The sequence below is a fragment of the Bacillus sp. RHFS10 genome, from assembly GCF_016757475.1.
GTDB lineage: Bacteria > Bacillota > Bacilli > Bacillales > Bacillaceae > Bacillus > Bacillus subtilis_G.
In genome coordinates, this window is the sequence record NZ_JAESPO010000002.1 from 380,278 (window position 1) to 397,210 (window position 16,933).

Annotated in this window: 17 protein-coding genes and 1 pseudogene; 7 read left to right on the top strand and 11 right to left on the bottom strand. The window is 45.2% G+C overall.

All coding sequences use genetic code 11. The features are described 5' to 3' along the window. The first annotated feature begins 85 nt into the window (after positions 1 to 85). Complete coding sequence (speE, locus tag JMN17_RS08580; RefSeq protein ID WP_003222027.1) at positions 86 to 916, top strand: spermidine synthase; 831 nt, start codon at positions 86 to 88, stop codon at positions 914 to 916. A gap of 60 nt (positions 917 to 976) precedes the next feature. Further along, positions 977 to 1,849: an agmatinase gene (speB, locus tag JMN17_RS08585; protein ID WP_202327904.1), complete on the top strand. Its 873-nt coding sequence runs from the start codon at positions 977 to 979 to the stop codon at positions 1,847 to 1,849. 66 nt (positions 1,850 to 1,915) lie between these two features. Here speB and JMN17_RS08590 read toward each other — a convergent pair whose 3' ends face one another. Beyond that, positions 1,916 to 2,035, bottom strand: coding sequence for a PhrC/PhrF family phosphatase-inhibitory pheromone (locus tag JMN17_RS08590; protein ID WP_014665774.1), 120 nt, complete (start codon positions 2,033 to 2,035; stop codon positions 1,916 to 1,918). Then, entirely contained in the window at positions 2,019 to 3,164 is a 1,146-nt protein-coding gene (locus tag JMN17_RS08595; RefSeq protein WP_202327905.1) for a response regulator aspartate phosphatase, read from the bottom strand. The genes JMN17_RS08590 and JMN17_RS08595 overlap by 17 nt, the downstream gene beginning before the upstream one ends. A 227-nt stretch (positions 3,165 to 3,391) precedes the next feature. On the opposite strand from JMN17_RS08595, the gene JMN17_RS08600 reads away from it, so the two are divergent. Both JMN17_RS08600 and JMN17_RS08605 read left to right on the top strand, forming a co-directional pair. Continuing rightward, positions 3,392 to 4,753 (top strand): YncE family protein, encoded by a 1,362-nt coding sequence (locus tag JMN17_RS08600; RefSeq protein ID WP_087992746.1) that lies wholly within the window; start codon positions 3,392 to 3,394, stop codon positions 4,751 to 4,753. A 39-nt stretch (positions 4,754 to 4,792) separates the two neighbouring features. Beyond that, on the top strand, positions 4,793 to 6,169 hold the full coding sequence (locus tag JMN17_RS08605; RefSeq protein WP_202327906.1) for a YncE family protein: 1,377 nt from the start codon (positions 4,793 to 4,795) through the stop codon (positions 6,167 to 6,169). 5 nt (positions 6,170 to 6,174) lie between these two features. On the opposite strand, the gene JMN17_RS08610 is transcribed toward JMN17_RS08605, so the two are convergent. From JMN17_RS08610 to sboA, 9 genes and pseudogenes are all read right to left on the bottom strand, one after another. Further along, positions 6,175 to 6,876 carry a bacteriocin biosynthesis protein AlbG gene (locus JMN17_RS08610; RefSeq protein WP_202327907.1) on the bottom strand — a complete coding sequence of 234 codons (702 nt, stop codon included), beginning with the start codon at positions 6,874 to 6,876 and terminating at the stop codon, positions 6,175 to 6,177. Then, entirely contained in the window at positions 6,873 to 8,153 is a 1,281-nt protein-coding gene (locus tag JMN17_RS08615) for a M16 family metallopeptidase (protein ID WP_202327908.1), read from the bottom strand. Before JMN17_RS08615 ends, JMN17_RS08610 begins: the two co-directional genes overlap by 4 nt. A gap of 4 nt (positions 8,154 to 8,157) precedes the next feature. Beyond that, entirely contained in the window at positions 8,158 to 9,318 is a 1,161-nt protein-coding gene (locus tag JMN17_RS08620; protein WP_202328228.1) for an insulinase family protein, read from the bottom strand. Continuing rightward, on the bottom strand, positions 9,308 to 10,618 hold the full coding sequence (albD, locus tag JMN17_RS08625) for an antilisterial bacteriocin subtilosin biosynthesis protein AlbD (protein WP_202327909.1): 1,311 nt from the start codon (positions 10,616 to 10,618) through the stop codon (positions 9,308 to 9,310). The genes JMN17_RS08620 and albD overlap by 11 nt, the downstream gene beginning before the upstream one ends. Continuing rightward, positions 10,611 to 11,330 (bottom strand): ATP-binding cassette domain-containing protein, encoded by a 720-nt coding sequence (locus JMN17_RS08630; RefSeq protein WP_087992741.1) that lies wholly within the window; start codon positions 11,328 to 11,330, stop codon positions 10,611 to 10,613. The genes albD and JMN17_RS08630 overlap by 8 nt, the downstream gene beginning before the upstream one ends. Continuing rightward, complete coding sequence (albB, locus tag JMN17_RS08635; RefSeq protein WP_087992740.1) at positions 11,327 to 11,488, bottom strand: antilisterial bacteriocin subtilosin biosynthesis protein AlbB; 162 nt, start codon at positions 11,486 to 11,488, stop codon at positions 11,327 to 11,329. Before albB ends, JMN17_RS08630 begins: the two co-directional genes overlap by 4 nt. 12 nt (positions 11,489 to 11,500) lie before the next feature. Then, positions 11,501 to 12,847: a subtilosin maturase AlbA gene (gene albA / locus JMN17_RS08640; protein ID WP_202327910.1), complete on the bottom strand. Its 1,347-nt coding sequence runs from the start codon at positions 12,845 to 12,847 to the stop codon at positions 11,501 to 11,503. Positions 12,848 to 12,871: 24 nt separating this feature from the next. Beyond that, a pseudogene (locus tag JMN17_RS08645) lies at positions 12,872 to 13,023 on the bottom strand (bacteriocin-like protein SboX). After that, a complete protein-coding gene (sboA, locus tag JMN17_RS08650) occupies positions 12,980 to 13,111 on the bottom strand; it encodes a subtilosin A (RefSeq protein ID WP_087992738.1) in 132 nt (43 codons plus the stop codon). The pseudogene JMN17_RS08645 and the gene sboA overlap by 44 nt, the downstream one beginning before the upstream one ends. Before the next feature lie 308 nt (positions 13,112 to 13,419). On the opposite strand from sboA, the gene JMN17_RS08655 reads away from it, so the two are divergent. The 3 genes from JMN17_RS08655 (at position 13,420) to narK (ending at position 16,837) form a co-directional block, all read left to right on the top strand. Next, complete coding sequence (locus tag JMN17_RS08655) at positions 13,420 to 13,848, top strand: DUF1934 domain-containing protein (protein WP_202327911.1); 429 nt, start codon at positions 13,420 to 13,422, stop codon at positions 13,846 to 13,848. Continuing rightward, positions 13,845 to 15,515, top strand: a complete 1,671-nt coding sequence (argS, locus tag JMN17_RS08660) for an arginine--tRNA ligase (protein ID WP_202327912.1) — start codon at positions 13,845 to 13,847, stop codon at positions 15,513 to 15,515. Before JMN17_RS08655 ends, argS begins: the two co-directional genes overlap by 4 nt. Positions 15,516 to 15,649: 134 nt before the next feature. Beyond that, positions 15,650 to 16,837: a nitrate transporter NarK gene (gene narK, locus JMN17_RS08665; protein WP_087992735.1), complete on the top strand. Its 1,188-nt coding sequence runs from the start codon at positions 15,650 to 15,652 to the stop codon at positions 16,835 to 16,837. Positions 16,838 to 16,933: the final 96 nt, after the last annotated feature.

The window sequence follows — 16,933 nt, forward strand, 5'->3', positions numbered from 1 at the left end:
TAGGTGAAAAAGAGATTTCAACCGGGAATAAAAGCTGAAAAGACGCTTACAATACATGAATACAGCCTTGAAAGGGAGATGACAATTGAGCGAACTTTGGTACACAGAGAAGCAGACGAAAAACTTTGGCATTACGATGAAGGTTAATAAAACATTACATACAGAACAAACGGAGTTTCAGCATTTAGAAATGGTGGAAACGGAAGAGTTCGGCAACATGCTGTTTTTGGACGGCATGGTTATGACATCTGAAAAAGACGAATTCGTTTATCATGAAATGGTGGCGCATGTCCCATTATTTACGCACCCAAATCCGGAGCACGTTCTTGTTGTCGGCGGCGGTGACGGCGGCGTCATTAGAGAAATCCTGAAGCATCCGAGCGTGAAAAAAGCGACACTTGTTGATATTGACGGCAAGGTTATCGAATACTCTAAAAAGTTCCTTCCTTCTATCGCGGGCAAACTGGATGATCCGCGCGTTGACGTGCAGGTGGATGACGGATTTATGCACATTGCGAAATCTGAAAATCAATACGACGTGATCATGGTGGATTCAACTGAACCTGTCGGACCGGCTGTAAACCTGTTTACAAAAGGATTCTACGCAGGAATCGCAAAAGCGCTGAAAGAAGACGGAATTTTCGTCGCTCAGACGGACAACCCATGGTTTACGCCGGAATTAATCACAAATGTACAGCGCGACGTGAAGGAAATTTTCCCGATTACGAAGCTGTATACAGCGAACATTCCGACATATCCAAGCGGTTTGTGGACATTTACAATCGGATCGAAAAAATATGATCCGCTTGCAGTCGAAGACAGCCGTTTCTTCGAAATTGATACGAAATATTACACAAAAGATATTCATAAAGCGGCGTTTGTTCTGCCGAAATTTGTGAGTGACCTGATTAAATAATGAGGGTATGGCGCAGGAGCGAATCTTGCGCTTTTTTACAGGAAAGCGAGGGTATTATAGATGAGATTTGATGAAGCATATTCAGGAAAAGTATTTATCGCGAGCCGCCCCGAGTGGGAAGGGGCGGACGCCATCCTTTACGGCATGCCGATGGACTGGACGGTCAGCTATCGCCCGGGCTCACGCTTTGGCCCGAGCAGAATCCGCGAAGTGTCAATCGGCCTTGAAGAATACAGCCCGTATTTAGACCGTGATCTGGCTGATCTGAACTTCTTTGACGCCGGCGACATTCCGCTGCCGTTCGGAAATCCGCAGAAAAGCCTTGATATGATTGAGGAATATGTAGACAGCATTTTAGAAAAAGGGAAATTCCCAATGGGTATGGGCGGGGAGCACCTCGTGTCATGGCCTGTCATGAAAGCGATGTATAAGAAGTATCCAGACCTTGCGATTATCCATTTTGACGCACATACAGATCTTCGCGTTGATTATGAGGGAGAACCGCTTTCTCACTCCACGCCGATCCGCAAAGCGGCAGAATTGATCGGACCGCAAAATGTGTATTCTTTCGGAATCCGTTCCGGCATGAAGGAAGAGTTTGAATGGGCGAAAGAAAACGGCATGCACATCTCAAAATTTGAAGTGCTTGAACCGCTGAAGGAAGTGCTTCCGAAGCTTGCGGGCCGTCCGGTATATGTCACAATCGACATTGACGTATTAGACCCTGCGCACGCACCGGGAACAGGAACGGTTGACGCCGGCGGCATCACGTCTAAAGAACTGCTTGCATCCGTCCATGAAATCGCGCGTTCAGAGGTAAACGTGAAGGGCGCTGATTTAGTGGAAGTCGCACCGGTGTACGACCACTCAGAACAAACGGCAAACACAGCCAGTAAAGTCATCCGTGAAATGCTGCTTGGGTTTGTGAAATAAGGAAGCATCCAGACCTTGTCTGGATGTTTTTTTATTGTGAAAAAAAACCGCCGATGGACGGCGGTTTTAGATCATGGCGCGTTGTGCAACATCAAAATGTTCTGTTGATGAATTTGATACTTCGACTGTGATAAATACAGCGCTCACAGCTAAACAAGCGAGTAATAATTTATACTTCCATTTCATATAAATTCACCCCCCCTTGAATGTGCTGTCTTGCTTCTTCAACCTTTAAAAAGTAATGAGATGCTTTTTTGTAATTTTCCTGCTGATGATAATACTTAGCAACATCAAGTGCGAAGTCTTCAATATCAGCATACATCATTTTACTTTCAAGAAAAACAAAACATTTTTCTATCCGTTCCTCATCTGGTCCAGACAAGTATAAAGATTCCAAAAATTCAAACTCCGTTAAGTACACGGTGTCTCCCGCTGTTGCTGAATATTCTATTCCTTTTTTATGATATTCACAAGCGTCATCCATCTTACCTAATTTAAAATAAATTTGTGTAATTAGGAAAAAGGCTTGTGGCAGAGAAGGGATCATTTTAGATCCTTCAAATACTTGAATAGATTTTTTTACATACTCTATCGCTGATTCAAAACTATTTTGATTTTGCTTGCAAAGCGCTATGTTATAAAGCGTTCTTCCCATTAATTGAGGCTGCTGCTCTGCTTCGGCAAGTATATAAGCTTTTTGAAAATGGGCAATGGCTTTCTCATATTGTTTTAGATCCAAAAAATTGGCTCCGAATAAGGACTGGCATTGAATCATTCTGATATCATATGTAGTCTGTTCACTGTAGAGTTCGAATGCTTGACGTGCATAGTCCATGGAGACATAAGTTTGTTTCATATAGTAATAGACTTCTGACATTTTGAAAAAGAATTCAGCTTTGTCAATTTTGTCTTTCACAAAAATCAGTTTGCTCTCTGCTTTTTTAAAAAATTGAATGGCTAATACATATTCACGGCGATCCAGCTCATACATACCTCTGAAGAAGTTAAAGTAGTACTCAAGAAGCCCAGTCAAACGAGCCTGTTTTTTATCAATCTCAACCAGCAAATCAGACAGCCGCGGCTGTTCCTCGATCCGCATTTTCTCTAGTGGTTCAAGGTACTCAAGCATCAGGTTGTGCCGGAATTCCATCAGTGAATAGTACAAATGAAGATCCTGATCTTCTTCCATTTGGTCCAGCTCTTGTTTGATTTCTCTTCGTAAATACTCTGCATCGGGTATGCTGAATCGGCGTATGTACATATACCATTCATTAATCTTTTCTCCGACGGAAGAAGAAGATATGACACCTGTCACGTTTGCAAATCCCTCCCTTCATTATTCTATATATGTCATATTTTATCATCATCATTCTTATGAGAAGCGCAAAAAAACCGCAATCTTTTCTTTCGTTACCCCGCATGTTGGGGATATATTTCAAAAAGAAGCTTTTATCCTCGGCAATTTGTACAAGCAAACACAACACCCTTCCATATTCTGTTATATCTGCGTGAGCAGTGTATTTCTAAAAAGGAAGTGAAGGTATGAGAAAAAACAAGCTTTCCTTTAAAGAAAAAGCAGGAGCCGCACAAGAAGAATGTTTATGTTTTTGTGAGGGAGAAACAAGCCGCGAAGCAATGTTTCAAGCACCGATTGAATTGCCTGAGGGGTTTATCGTTGATCCGGCTGAAGCTGTCGCCAATGTTACGTGGAATGCAGACAGCCTTTCTTGTGTCAGTGAACGTTGCTTAATTGAGAAGGGGCCTGAGCCTGATGAAATCGCTGTTCAATTTGCAGTACGCCTGCAGGGAACTGTTACGCTTCTTGTCAGTGTGTCGCCTGTGCGAAATCAATATGGACAAGGGGACGGGGCTGTTTCCGTCATTCACAATGCGGAGATCAACCAAATCGTCTATTACTCTGATGAACCGGAGGATTGCCCGGATTTCAGTGACATCACGATCGAGAACCTTGTTGTTGTTCCGCCCTTTTACGGCAGTCCTTTATCTGTGACGGGAACGATTGTGCTTGTACCGGAATCGGAACCCGAACCCGTTTATGCGTTTACAGCGAATCCAAGTGATCAATCAGTTTCTGTGATTGATACAAACACTCATACTGTTGTGACGACGATTGCTCTTCCGTACCGGCCGACAGGTATTGAAATAACTCCAGATAAAAGCTCTGTGTTTGTCTTACATCCCAACAATAATGTGATTTCTGTCATCGATTATGACACATTAACAGTAACAGCATCTATTTTGCTGGATCAGCCGCCTCGATCGATTAGATTTATCCCTAATCATGAATTTGCTTATGTTTTCGCCGGTACTGTGATTTATGTGATTGGAATTGATACGTTAGCTGTGGATAGGTCGATTCCTGTGGAAGGGTATGATGTTGCAATTGATCCCAATGGGTTATTCGCCTATGTTCTTGATTTTGGTATAGTGCAAAAAGTGGACCTATCCACGGGTGAACTCATAGGAACGATTGAACGAGAGCTTATCGTATCATCCATAGAAACAGATTCTCCGGAGCGGTATGCGTATGTATTAGAACAAGAATTCTTATTCAATTATCTGACGGTTATTGATTTAAATTCGTTTACGCTCAGCAATACCCAAGAGCTGGAGCCTGACGGCCAATATGTAATGTTTACGAGTGGATCAGAGGTGTATTTACATGACAGCTTCACTGGCAATTTATATTCTGTCAGTCCGAATGGAGCAGGCGTAATAGGAAATCTTCAGCAATCAGCAAGTGACTATGCGTTTACCCCGAATGGCGAATTTCTGTATGCAACTCATGTTTTAGAGCAGAGCATCACTGTTTACAACACGGATGATTACTCTGTGGAGACTGTCATATCTCTTGGGGTTTCACCGGGAGCTATTGCGATTTAATCAACTGCATGCTGTGCATTTCTAAAAGGACGTGAAATCATGAAAAAGAATGATCTTTCTGCTTTACAGGAAAATTGTTTCTGTTTTTGTGATGAGGAAATCAGCCGAGAAGCGCCGTTTCAAGTGCCGATTGACATTCCCGAGGGGTTCACTGTTGATTCTGCCGAAGCAGCTGCGGCGGTTACATGGAGTACAGATCATTTATCATGTATCAGTGAGCCTTGCTTAATCCAGACTGGACCGGAAACAGAAGATATCGGTGTTCGATATGCTGTGAGAATACAAGGGGCCGTTACGCTTCTTGTCAGTGTGTCGCCTGTACGAAATCAATATGGACAAGGGAATGGGTCGGTTTCTGTGATTCATACTGAAGAGATTGATCAGATTGTTTATTATGCAGCACAGTCTGACCGCTGTCCTGATTTCAGTCAAATGACAGTGGAAGATCTTCTCATTGTTCCGCCATTCTACGGTAGTCCGCTTACGGTGACCGGGACAATCGTTTTCCCACCATCGCCAGGTTCTCAATCGTATGTCTTTACAGCCAATTCAGGGGACAGCACAGTTTCGGTCATTGATGCGGCAGCAAACATTGTTGTTGCAACTATTCCTTTTACGTCTGTGCCAACTGATCTGGGGGTCACGAAAGATAAAGCCTATACGTATGTCCTTCATGGCAATACCAATCTTATTTCTGTAGTTGATAATCAAACATTAACCGTGGCAAATACGATAACCGTCGGCACTGGGCCGAGAAAGATTCAATTTGATCCTGCAGGAGAATTGGCATATGTGATGGCTGCCGGCTCTATTTATACGATTGATCTTGCGCTTCAGGCAGTCAGTGATGTTTTTTCAGTACCCGACGCCGCAGACTTTGCCCTGGATCCGAACGGGCAATTTGTCTTTACTGCTAATACGATTTTCTGGTCAATTGATCAATATGATGTGAATACAGGCCAGCTTGTTGACAGCCTCGTGAATGAGTTTGAATATCCAAGTTTAATTGAAACGCCATATGCCGGAGACTTTGCGTATGTGATGACTGGTGAATTATGGCCGAAGGGTGTAGCGGAGATTAGTTTGTCACCGTTGAGCAGAGAAGGTGACTTTAATCGTTTATTTGAAACTTTGAGGACAATTGTATTTTCATTTGACAGTACACGAGCTTATTTTCTAGAACCATATATTGATCCGTCTCTCATTCATAATCTCACTGTCGTCAATACAGCCACAAACGCAATTATTGCGAGTGTTTCTGTGCCCGGCGCCTTTGACCTCGCAGTAACACCCGACAATCAGTACATTTATGCGGCACAGCCCAACGACAATACTGTGACTGTGTACCGCACGAGTGATTATGCAGCCGTGACGGTGATTCCGGTTGGTACGGGTCCGTCTGCGATTGCGATGTAGCTATTTTATAGATCAAGAGAAGCGGTGCTGCGATATGAGAATCGGTTATAAATAAATGATCCGATCTGCTGAATCGCAGCCAGAATGATCAGAAACAACAGTTCACTTATGGTAAAACTGAGCATCCACCAAATCCCGGCTCCTGTCAGCGCCCCCGCAAGCATTTTTTTGAACAGGGTGCCATGCTGGAAAAGTTGCACCAAGTACGTTCGCATATAAAACAATAAATACAAAATCAGCAACACCGCAAGTCCTATTGAAACAGCGGGGGGCGTATGAAGGCGGAAAGGGACGGCTTTGACGATTTCGAACATACAGCCGAATATGAGGACTTGGCATAATACAGCAGCCATCACATATGTTTGGCGGACGTTTTTATAGCTGTCACGCAGCTTTTTGACATCTTCTGCATAGCGGCTGCACAATCTGTGATGCTGGAAGTCGCAGCAGCTTTGATGGGACTGTGTGAGTTTCTGAAAAGCTGCTGTCATGTTTTTTACGGATTGGGTGACATAGTGTAGATAGAGAAAAGCGGGCAGCATCAGGACGGAAGCGGTTAAAGCCAGCAGTCCGAGCCGCAAAGCATCATTGTCGATCATCTGTACATATTGGGCCGCGGCTTTGGCGAGGGCCTGAACCCAGCCGAAGGAATAAGCCGCCATACCTACGAGCAGCAACATCACGGTAAAGACAGTGCTTTTTTTCATTGTCCGATCGCCTCTTTCTGTGAAACGTGAATGACCGCTTTTTTAGAAGATGACAATGCATCAATGAGAGACAAGAAATCCTGACTATTCATATCGCGAATGATGCGGTAAACGTCGAGAAACGTGCAATCGCACCTGTCACACTCGGCCGCCCATTCGAAGCATTTACGCGCATAATCGCTGTCATAGATGATCGCATCCGTCAAAGAGCCCTTGCCGTATTGGAGCCAGGCCGCAATCTGTTCTTTCTGCTGTGTGACGTAGTAGGAAGCGACATCGATATAAGCTGAAGAATGAACCCCTTGACTGTGTAGCATCAAAAAACCGCCATCCTCATACAGGTGAGCCTCGGCTGACAAGCAATTGATTTCCAGACGGTACATCTGCTGAATCTCTTGAAAAAACGGTGAATCTAATTGAAATAGAATTCGAGACGCAATGTCCCAATAAAGCTTTACCGTCAACAGATCGTTTTGCCCGGGAAGTGCGCCGATCTGCAAGCCGGTCCATGTGTCTTCCATCCGCTCCTCATCACCCAGCACCACTTTTTGTGAGAGGGTTGGAGGGCACGCAGGAATCATTTTCCTTTCTGCTTTATGAACTGGACGTTTTTTCAGCCCAAGGTGAGAAGGCAAAAGGTCTTCCGTATCTTCTGAGCCTCCAATCAAAAACAACGTCATCCGCTCGGGCTGGTAAGCGGCATTGTAGGCTTTCTGTAAATCACGGATGGTCATCGCCTCAATGTCCTCGATTCTGCCTGCGGGATAGACGGCAGCAGGTGAGGCGGGAGAAAGCATGCTGATCAGCTGATAACGGTAAGAGAGTTGATGATTGAGGTGTGCTGTTTCAATTTCGCTTGTAATCACAGCTTTTTCCTGAGTGACAATCCTCTTGTCAAATGAGTGGTTCCATAACGCATCAAGCAGGATGGGGACCGTCTGCGTGAGCCGATCCGGCAATGAGGTAAACATGAAATTAGTATCAGTGTAGGTGGTGAACGCATTTAAAAGCGCGCCGTGCGCAAAAAAATCACTGTACAGATTGCGGCCGTTATGCCAGAAGAGAAGATGCTCTAAAAAATGCGCTGTGCCATACGGGAGCAGCTTGTCGCCAGAATCTTCTTGTAAGCAGACATCACGGCTTCCAAAATCAATTTTCACATTGCACAGCCGCAGATGGGCGCGGGGGAATTTCAATCTGAATATTTTCAGCCCGCTGTCTGTGTATCTGATATCGGTTTGTTCATCCAGCTGTTGAAAGAATGCTTTCTTTTCCATCTCTTCATCCCCTTACTACATGAGCTCCGATATAATTGATATTTGCTATGAATTGTAATAGATCGCGGCACGTAACCGCGGAGATGCCATCCAGCAAGTCTTCTTTTTCACAGGAGAAGCGGCGCAGGATCTCCATATAGGCCAAGAGCCCTTCGGGAGAATCGAATTGCAGCAGCATTTCATTGCGTAAAAATTGTTTTGCCTGTTCCAGTTCCCGCTCATCCATTTGAAAATGTGAGACAGCTTCCAAAACGCGCGGGGGAATTTCTTTTTCATGAAGCTGGTTCGTACATATTGAAACAAGCAGCAGATTGTTCATGATGTCGTAACGGGTAATGACATGATAGACAGCCAGATCCTTCTCGCGGAAATGCTTGAATAAAGCGGAATGCCCGTACTTTCCGAGCAATCCGTCTAGCAGCTGAATGTTGATATAATCGCTCTTATCTTTCATCTCCCCGCAGTTAAATCCGAGTGTCAAGACGGAAGGACCTGCTGCGCTGCGTGTTTCTGTTTCAAAAACATGCCGGTTCACGGGTATTCTTCCGGCTGTCACGGCAGACGCTTGCGGGGCATGTCCCGGAATATCACAATCTTGTATATCTCCCAATATGTTCAGCTGTTTTTGCTGGGACAATAAATTAATGATGAAGTCCGTTGCGTCGAGAAACCGTTTAGGATGGATTGCCTGTATCTTGTCTTTCCTGCCAAACATGCCTGTGCCGTACATCGGGTTTCCGAAGGCCTCCTCGACCAAACGGGCCGCCGAGTAGGAGAAGGGATCTGCGAATTTATTTTCGATTTTCAGCAGCAGCTCACTCTTTGCCTTTTCAACGCCGGCGGCTGAAAGGGAAGAGGGGAGGGACATGTCTGCAAATGTTTTCAACAGGGCATCAACATGAAGATTCCTGTTATATAGCGGGTGAATGAAACGGGTTCCGCAGGTTTTCAGCTGCTGATCAAAAAAGAGATTTGCTGAATACATAAAGCGGCTTCCGGCAGCATAACCGAAAGCGTCAATGATTTGCTGCTTCAGGTGTCCGGCGGCGCCGTAAAAATAAATCGTTTCTTCTTCAGGTTCCGCCGCGCTTTCGATCGGTTTCAGAAAGCTTGCGGCGATTGAGATTGTTGAAAATTGATGAGTCTTCAGCAAATTAACTTCCAAGCCGTTCTCTTTTGCTTGTATCAAAGAAACCACCATCCTGTTTTTGCAGGTAATAGACTATGATCAACCCGGCAATCGGAATGACCGCCAAGGAGACAGCGGTGCCGGCTAATGTGGCTAAGAAAAGGGGAAGACAAAATAGATAAGACCGGTATTTTGAGAATCCGCTCCAGAGCTGCTGCTCCGTTTGCCAGCCGAAGAACGGCCTTTTTTCATCAGCGGTTAACCGGATCAATGCTCCAGCTAGCAACAATTCAATACACTGCATAAAAGTGAGGGCTGAAATCGGGCGGCCGCTGATGAAGCCCACAATCATAGCGACAAGGAGAAATCCGCCTGCCAATAGGCCTGAGTAAAAGCGATATTTTGCCCAAAACATCGTTCTCCGTTTAATCGGAAGCGTGATCAGCAGCATCCGATCGTTTTTTTCAATCGAGTACAAAAGGGCGATCGGCGAGCAGATCAGCAGAAGGGCGGAAATCACAATATAAATCACCTGCTGATTGAAGATGCCGGTGTTCAACATCTGGAACGAAAAGAAGCCGCTGAACGCCGCCATCACCACGTAATTTAACAGCATTGCTTTAGTAGACATAAATCGGTTCCATTCTCTCTTGTAAAACGAAAATTCAGATCTCCGCATAAAAGAATGCATCTTGCTCTGTTGCGGAGGCGCCTGCAGAAAGACAGGAAAATCAATGAGCACCGCCCATAGCATGTGAACCGCGCATAGCGGGATCGTGACGGCCGGCATAAAAGCGGCGCTGAGGCATACACAGGCGAATACCGCCGCATGCAGGAGAAACATCCAGTTCTTCTTTTTGACGAAATGGTTGCTCAGCACAACACCGAATAGAATCGAATAAACGGTAAAAAACGAAAATCTGCCGAGCCAAAACAATGTTTGCGCCCCTGACAGCGTTCCGTTTCCAAATAAGAACAGCGGTAAAATAAAAAAGAATAACGTTCTTCTCAAACAGGTGTCCACAAACAGAACGACACTCTGGGCGAGCCAAAAGCTTCGTGAAGAAATCGGCAGCAGGCAGCTCAGCTTCATATAAGATTCCTTCCATTGAGATGCCACGGAAAGAAACACCATATATGTGTTCATCAAGAGAAGCGCGAGTATGATATATGTTTTTTCCAATACCGATTCGTCAATACCGGTCTGGCGGATCAGCCCGATTTCAAACACAGCCAGAATCACAAGCCCTGCGGCAATGCGGATGACGTCCTTTTTCCCTTGCCGGCTATACAGCTGTTTGAACAGCAAAGACATGATGGGGAATATGTTATTCATGTCCGATCACCTCGAAAAATTCCCGCCGCAGATCGGTCTCCTCTCCAATCGGAATGACCTTTTGGATCTGTTTGTTGTGCAGAATGGCCGCATAATCACAAAATCTCTGCACAACATCGAGCAGATGGGAAGAAAACAAAATGGTTCCGCCTGCCTCACAGTACTCGCGCATTTTCTGATAAAAGACCTCTATCGATTCCACATCCAAACCGACGAGCGGCTCATCCAAAATAAACAGGGGAGCCCGCAGCAATAAGCCTGTCATCAACACAACCTTTTGCCTGTTCCCCAAGGACAGCTCCGAAATTCTCCTGTTGATGTATTTTGAAAAATGAAAGGCTTCAGCCAAATTGGTGAACTGCTGCTCTGAAAAATCCTTTTGATAAAGCGAATGGACGAAAGACACATAGTCCTTCGCCGTAATTTCTGTAAACAGCAGCGGATAATCGGCGGCGAAGTAACGGTGAATCTTCAGTTGATCTGATGTTTTCTGCGGCATACCGGCCTCCGCTTCAATGCCGCACAGCGTAAAGCCCCCGCTGTAATTGCGGTTCACTCCTGTAAGTGTATTGATCAGTGTTGTTTTGCCGGCGCCGTTTACCCCAAGCAATCCGTAAACGGCGCCTTTTTCTAAGTGTAAATCCACGTGTTCTAAGATGACGTTGTCCCGTTCATACCAAACGGATACATCGTGTATATCCAAAATGCTCATCGCGAATCAGCCTTCCGCGCGCGCATCCCGAAAAGAATGGCAATCGCAATGAAGATCACCGTAAATAGATAATCGCTTTTGACAAAATAGACGACTGCGCCGATGACAAAGATAAATGAAAGGATATACAGTAAAATTCTTCTTTGTGCTGGTGACAAATCGTTTCCCTCCTAAATAAGCTGGACCACGTCTTCTAATTGTTCATTTTTCGCCCAAGAGCAAATGTTTTTCCGGTGATATTTGTTAGCGTTCAGCCCTTTTAAGTAACAGCCTCCGCAATAGCCGCTAAACGGGCATTTGTCTTTCATGCAATGCTCGCTGAACCGCGGCGCCTGCGCTTGCCACAGTTTATGGACGAGAGGGGAGTTAAAGATGCTTTCATATGAATCATGAAAAATATTTCCCAATGAAAATTCCTTCGGAAAGAGCGCGCACGGACGTACTTCTCCGAACGGGCTGATCACAATGGACTTCCAGCCAGCGCCGCAATTTGCCGCTCGTTTTCTTTCATAAGGAATAATCGGAATCAGATCTTTAAACTCATCAATGACATGTTGCTCGTATTCCATAAATTTGCGGTGCTGCTCGGCATCTTTTGTGGGGTGGACAATATCTCTGCCTCTTCCGAAATCATCAACCCAATTGTAAGAAAACGCCTTCGCCCCGAGATCCCGAACCTTTTGGGCCATATCGTGGATTTCCCACATGTTTTTTTCGAAAACGGACATGGCGACTCTGACAAATATACCGTGGTCACTCAACAATTTTATCGTTTTACAAGTTTGGGCAAAAGAGCCTTTTCTCCCTCTAAAGGAGTCATGGACCTCGGAGTTCACACTATCGAGAGAAATGCCGACAATGATTTTTTGCTTATACGCTTTCAAAAGCTCGAGGCTTTCTTTTCGCATGAGTGTTCCGTTCGTTAAGACAGCGACCTTTTTGAACCTTTTGCACACATAGTCAAGGATCTCATTGGCGTTCGGATGGACAAAAATTTCTCCGCCCGTGATTTCGCATGTCAATACACCGTTGTCAAACAGCATATCAGCCGTTTTCTTGAATTGCTCAATCGACACGGTGCCGAGCGCTTCCGGAGAGCTTTCCAAATAACAGTGGGCGCATTTCAAATTACAGCGGTGCGTCAGCTCAAAGGTGGCGTGCAGCGGCATCGGAAATTCGTTGCTTCCGCTCGTGGTGATGGTTTGGCTGCTGGGCCGATTTCCAAGCTGGATGACTTGCTTATTGAGGAGCATGTTGAGCATGTCGTAATACCAGTCCTTATGGTCTTCCGGTGATTCATCGTACACTGCGCATTGATCAGCCAAAATCTGAGCAGCTGTTTTTTGCCCCTCCATTCGCATGCAAAGCTCGTAAGCTGTTTTGTTAAGATCCAAATATTCAAAGTCAGAAATGGAGACATTATCCCGCAAGTAGTCGATTTCTAGCACGCCGCCCTCAGGAAGCTGGTGAACTCTTACACTTTCATTAATAAATGGAAACATTTGCTCTGTAAACAAAATACCATCCCCTATACATATGATTCAAATGAAAAACGATTGTGTATGTATAACTAAGAGGTAGATTTTAGTTAAAAATTGTAATTTACTTAAAAAGGGCATAGCAGAAAGACTATGCCCTTTTGGAGAACCTTATCCCCATAGACCGAATAGACCTGTAGCACCGGCAATTTCAAAATCAGGGATAGGACCGTCCACTAGACAAACGGCTCCGATCGAGCATGTCGCACAACCTTTGTTTTCTACAATGACTGCTTTTTTCATCATTGGATCCTCCCTTTTTGTTTTTCTAGCAGATCTATGTTGTGCTTTTATCATAAAACTAATAAATTACCAATTCAATACATATATATTGAAGAAAATGTGAAATAGAAACGGTAGATTTCGGAAAAGTGTAACATTTCCTGAAGGTAACTAATAATATGATTTTCTCTTCTATTAAGGAAATGCTTTTATGAGGTTTATCTTCAAATCTGATGAGCAATGATGGTAAGATAGAAGCAGTTGAAGTTTACAAACCGAATGATTATACTATTCAAGTCAAAGTGGAATGATGAAAAGGACGTGTCAAAATGAAGCAAGAGACACCGATAACACTCCATGTGAAGTCTGTGATCGGGGATGACGGAAACCAGGAAGTCATCGAATTCCGCACCGCCGGATTTTACTATGTTAAACAAAATAAAGTGTATCTATCTTATTATGAAGAACACGACTTAGGCAAAGTAAAAACGATTGTGAAAGTAAGCGAAGGCGAAGTGCTGGTCATGAGGTCAGGCGCGGTCAAAATGAATCAGCGTTTCGTAACGGGAGCTTCCACAATTGCCAAATATAAAATGTCATTTGGTGAGCTTGAGCTGAAAACAAGCACAAAATCAATTCAATCTGATCTCGGTGAAGAAAAAGGTCGTATCAGCATCGCATATGACATGCATGTCGGAGACGAGCAGCAGCATTTACATCATATGACGATCACGTATGAGGGAGGAACTCACGCATGAACATTGCGGAACAAATGAAGGACGTGCTGAAAGAAGAAATCAAAGCGGCCGTTCTGAAAGCGGGGCTGGCTGAAGAAAGCCAGATTCCGAATGTCGTTTTAGAAACACCGAAAGATAAAACACACGGCGATTATTCAACAAATATGGCGATGCAGCTGGCGAGAGTCGCAAAAAAAGCGCCGCGCCAAATCGCTGAAGAGATTGTCGCTCATTTTGATAAAGGAAAGGCTTCGATTGAAAAACTGGATATCGCCGGCCCGGGTTTTATCAATTTCTATATGAACAATCACTATTTAACGAAGCTGATCCCGTCTGTGTTAAAAGCGGGAGAAGCGTACGGGGAAACGAATATCGGAAACGGTGAGCGAGTTCAGGTAGAATTCGTATCAGCGAATCCGACGGGAGACCTTCACCTTGGCCATGCGCGCGGTGCGGCTGTCGGCGATTCTTTGTGCAATGTGCTTTCAAAAGCGGGTTACGATGTGAGCCGCGAATACTACATTAACGATGCGGGAAACCAAATCAACAACCTTGCGCTTTCTGTTGAAGTCCGTTACTTTGAAGCGCTCGGCTTGGAAAAAACGATGCCGGAGGACGGCTACCGCGGCGAGGATATCATTGCGATCGGAAAGCGTCTCGCTGAGGAATACGGCGACCGTTTCGTCAACGAAGAGGAAAGCGAACGCCTCGCATTTTTCCGGGAATACGGCCTGAAATACGAGCTGGAAAAGCTTCGCAAGGACTTGGAAAACTTCCGTGTGCCGTTTGATGTGTGGTATTCCGAAACGTCACTGTACCAAAACGGAAAAATCGACAAGGCGCTTGAAGCGATCCGCGAAAAAGGCCATGTTTATGAAGAAGACGGCGCGACTTGGTTCCGCTCTACGACATTTGGCGATGATAAAGACCGCGTATTGATCAAGAAGGACGGCACGTACACGTACCTTCTGCCTGATATCGCATACCATAAGGACAAGCTTGATCGCGGCTTTGATAAGCTGATCAACGTTTGGGGCGCCGATCACCACGGCTATATCCCGCGTATGAAAGCGGCAATCGAAGCGCTGGGCTATGAAAAAGGTACGCTTGAAGTAGAAATCATTCAGCTCGTTCACCTTTACAAAAACGGCGAGAAAATGAAAATGAGCAAACGGACGGGTAAAGCGGTAACGATGCGCGACCTGATTGAAGAAGTCGGCTTGGATGCCGTGCGTTACTTCTTTGCGATGCGCAGTGCGGATACGCATATGGATTTTGACTTAGATCTTGCTGTATCAACATCTAACGAAAACCCTGTGTATTACGCGCAATACGCACATGCCCGTATTTGCAGCATGCTTCGCCAAGGGGAAGAGCAGGGACTAAAGCCGGCGGCGGATCTGGATTTCAGCCATATTCAATCAGAAAAAGAATATGACCTGCTGAAAACGATCGGCGGCTTCCCAGAGGCAGTGGCGGAAGCGGCGGAAAAACGAATTCCGCACCGCGTCACAAATTATATTTATGATCTGGCTTCTGCTTTGCACAGTTTCTACAACGCGGAGAAAGTCATCGATCCTGAAAATGAAGAGAAAAGCCGCGAGCGCCTGGCATTAATGAAGGCCACGCGAATTACGCTGAACAATGCGCTTCAGCTGATCGGCGTATCGGCTCCGGAAAAAATGTAATCATGATGAAAAGACAAAGTCTTCGGGCTTTGTCTTTTTTTTATATGTAAAACGTGTGATGTAATTCACAATCCTGTTTGCCGAGTTTTTGTATGATAGGACTGATTATTGAATCATTGAAAGGAGCAAGCCGAATGTTCAACCGTCAACATATTCAATTATCGTTACAGTCATTAAGCTTGGTGGCAGGATTTATGGTTTGGGTGCTGATTTCATCACTCATTAGCCAAATCACATTAGATATTCATTTAAGCAAAGGCGAGATTTCTATAGTGACGGCGATTCCCGTGATCCTCGGGTCGCTTCTCCGCATTCCTTTAGGGTATTTAACGAACAGGTTTGGCGCGCGGCTGATGTTTATGATCAGCTTCATCCTGCTTTTGTTTCCGGTGTTTTGGATCAGTATCGCGGATTCTATGTTTGATTTAATCGCAGGCGGTTTTTTCTTAGGGATCGGGGGGGCAGTATTCTCCATTGGGGTGACATCCCTTCCGAAGTATTATCCGAAAGAAAAGCACGGTTTCGTCAATGGAATTTACGGGGCCGGAAACATCGGAACCGCGATTACCACATTTGCGGCGCCGGTTATCGCCCAGACTGCGGGATGGAAAGCAACCGTGCAGATGTATATGGTTCTGCTGGCTGTTTTCGCATTGCTGCACGTTTTGTTTGGCGATCGGCATGAGAAGAAAGTAAATGTTTCCGTAAAAGCTCAAATCAAAACCGTTTACCGAAATCACGTCCTCTGGTTTCTAAGCCTGTTTTATTTTATTACGTTTGGCGCCTTTGTCGCCTTCACCATCTATCTCCCGAACTTTCTGGTAGCGCACTTTGGTCTTAATCCTGCGGACGCCGGTTTGCGGACGGCCGGCTTTATTGCCGTCTCCACGCTGCTTAGGCCTGCGGGCGGATTCTTGGCTGATAAATTGAGCCCGCTCCGCATCCTGATGTTCGTTTTTGCGGGACTTACATTATCAGGCATTATCTTATCGTTCTCGCCGACGATCGGCCTTTATACGTTTGGGTCAATAACGGTGGCGGTCTGCTCAGGTATAGGAAACGGAACCGTTTTTAAACTGGTGCCTTTCTATTTTTCAAAGCAAGCGGGGATTGCCAATGGTATTGTGTCTGCCATGGGAGGATTAGGCGGTTTTTTCCCTCCGCTGATATTGGCGAGTGTATTTCAGGCAACAGGCCAATACGCGATCGGCTTTATGGCGCTTTCGGAAGTGGCGTTAGCCAGCTTTGTCCTTGTCATTTGGATGTATTGGCAGGAAAGAATGAAAATGCACACGGAGAGAAACAGCCAGAGCGTCAGCTAACACTGGTCATTCACAAGATTGTTAGTTTTTTCTCGATGGGTGCAAAACAATTCACGTTACAATAAACATACGCAACGTGACTTTCTTCGAGGTGAG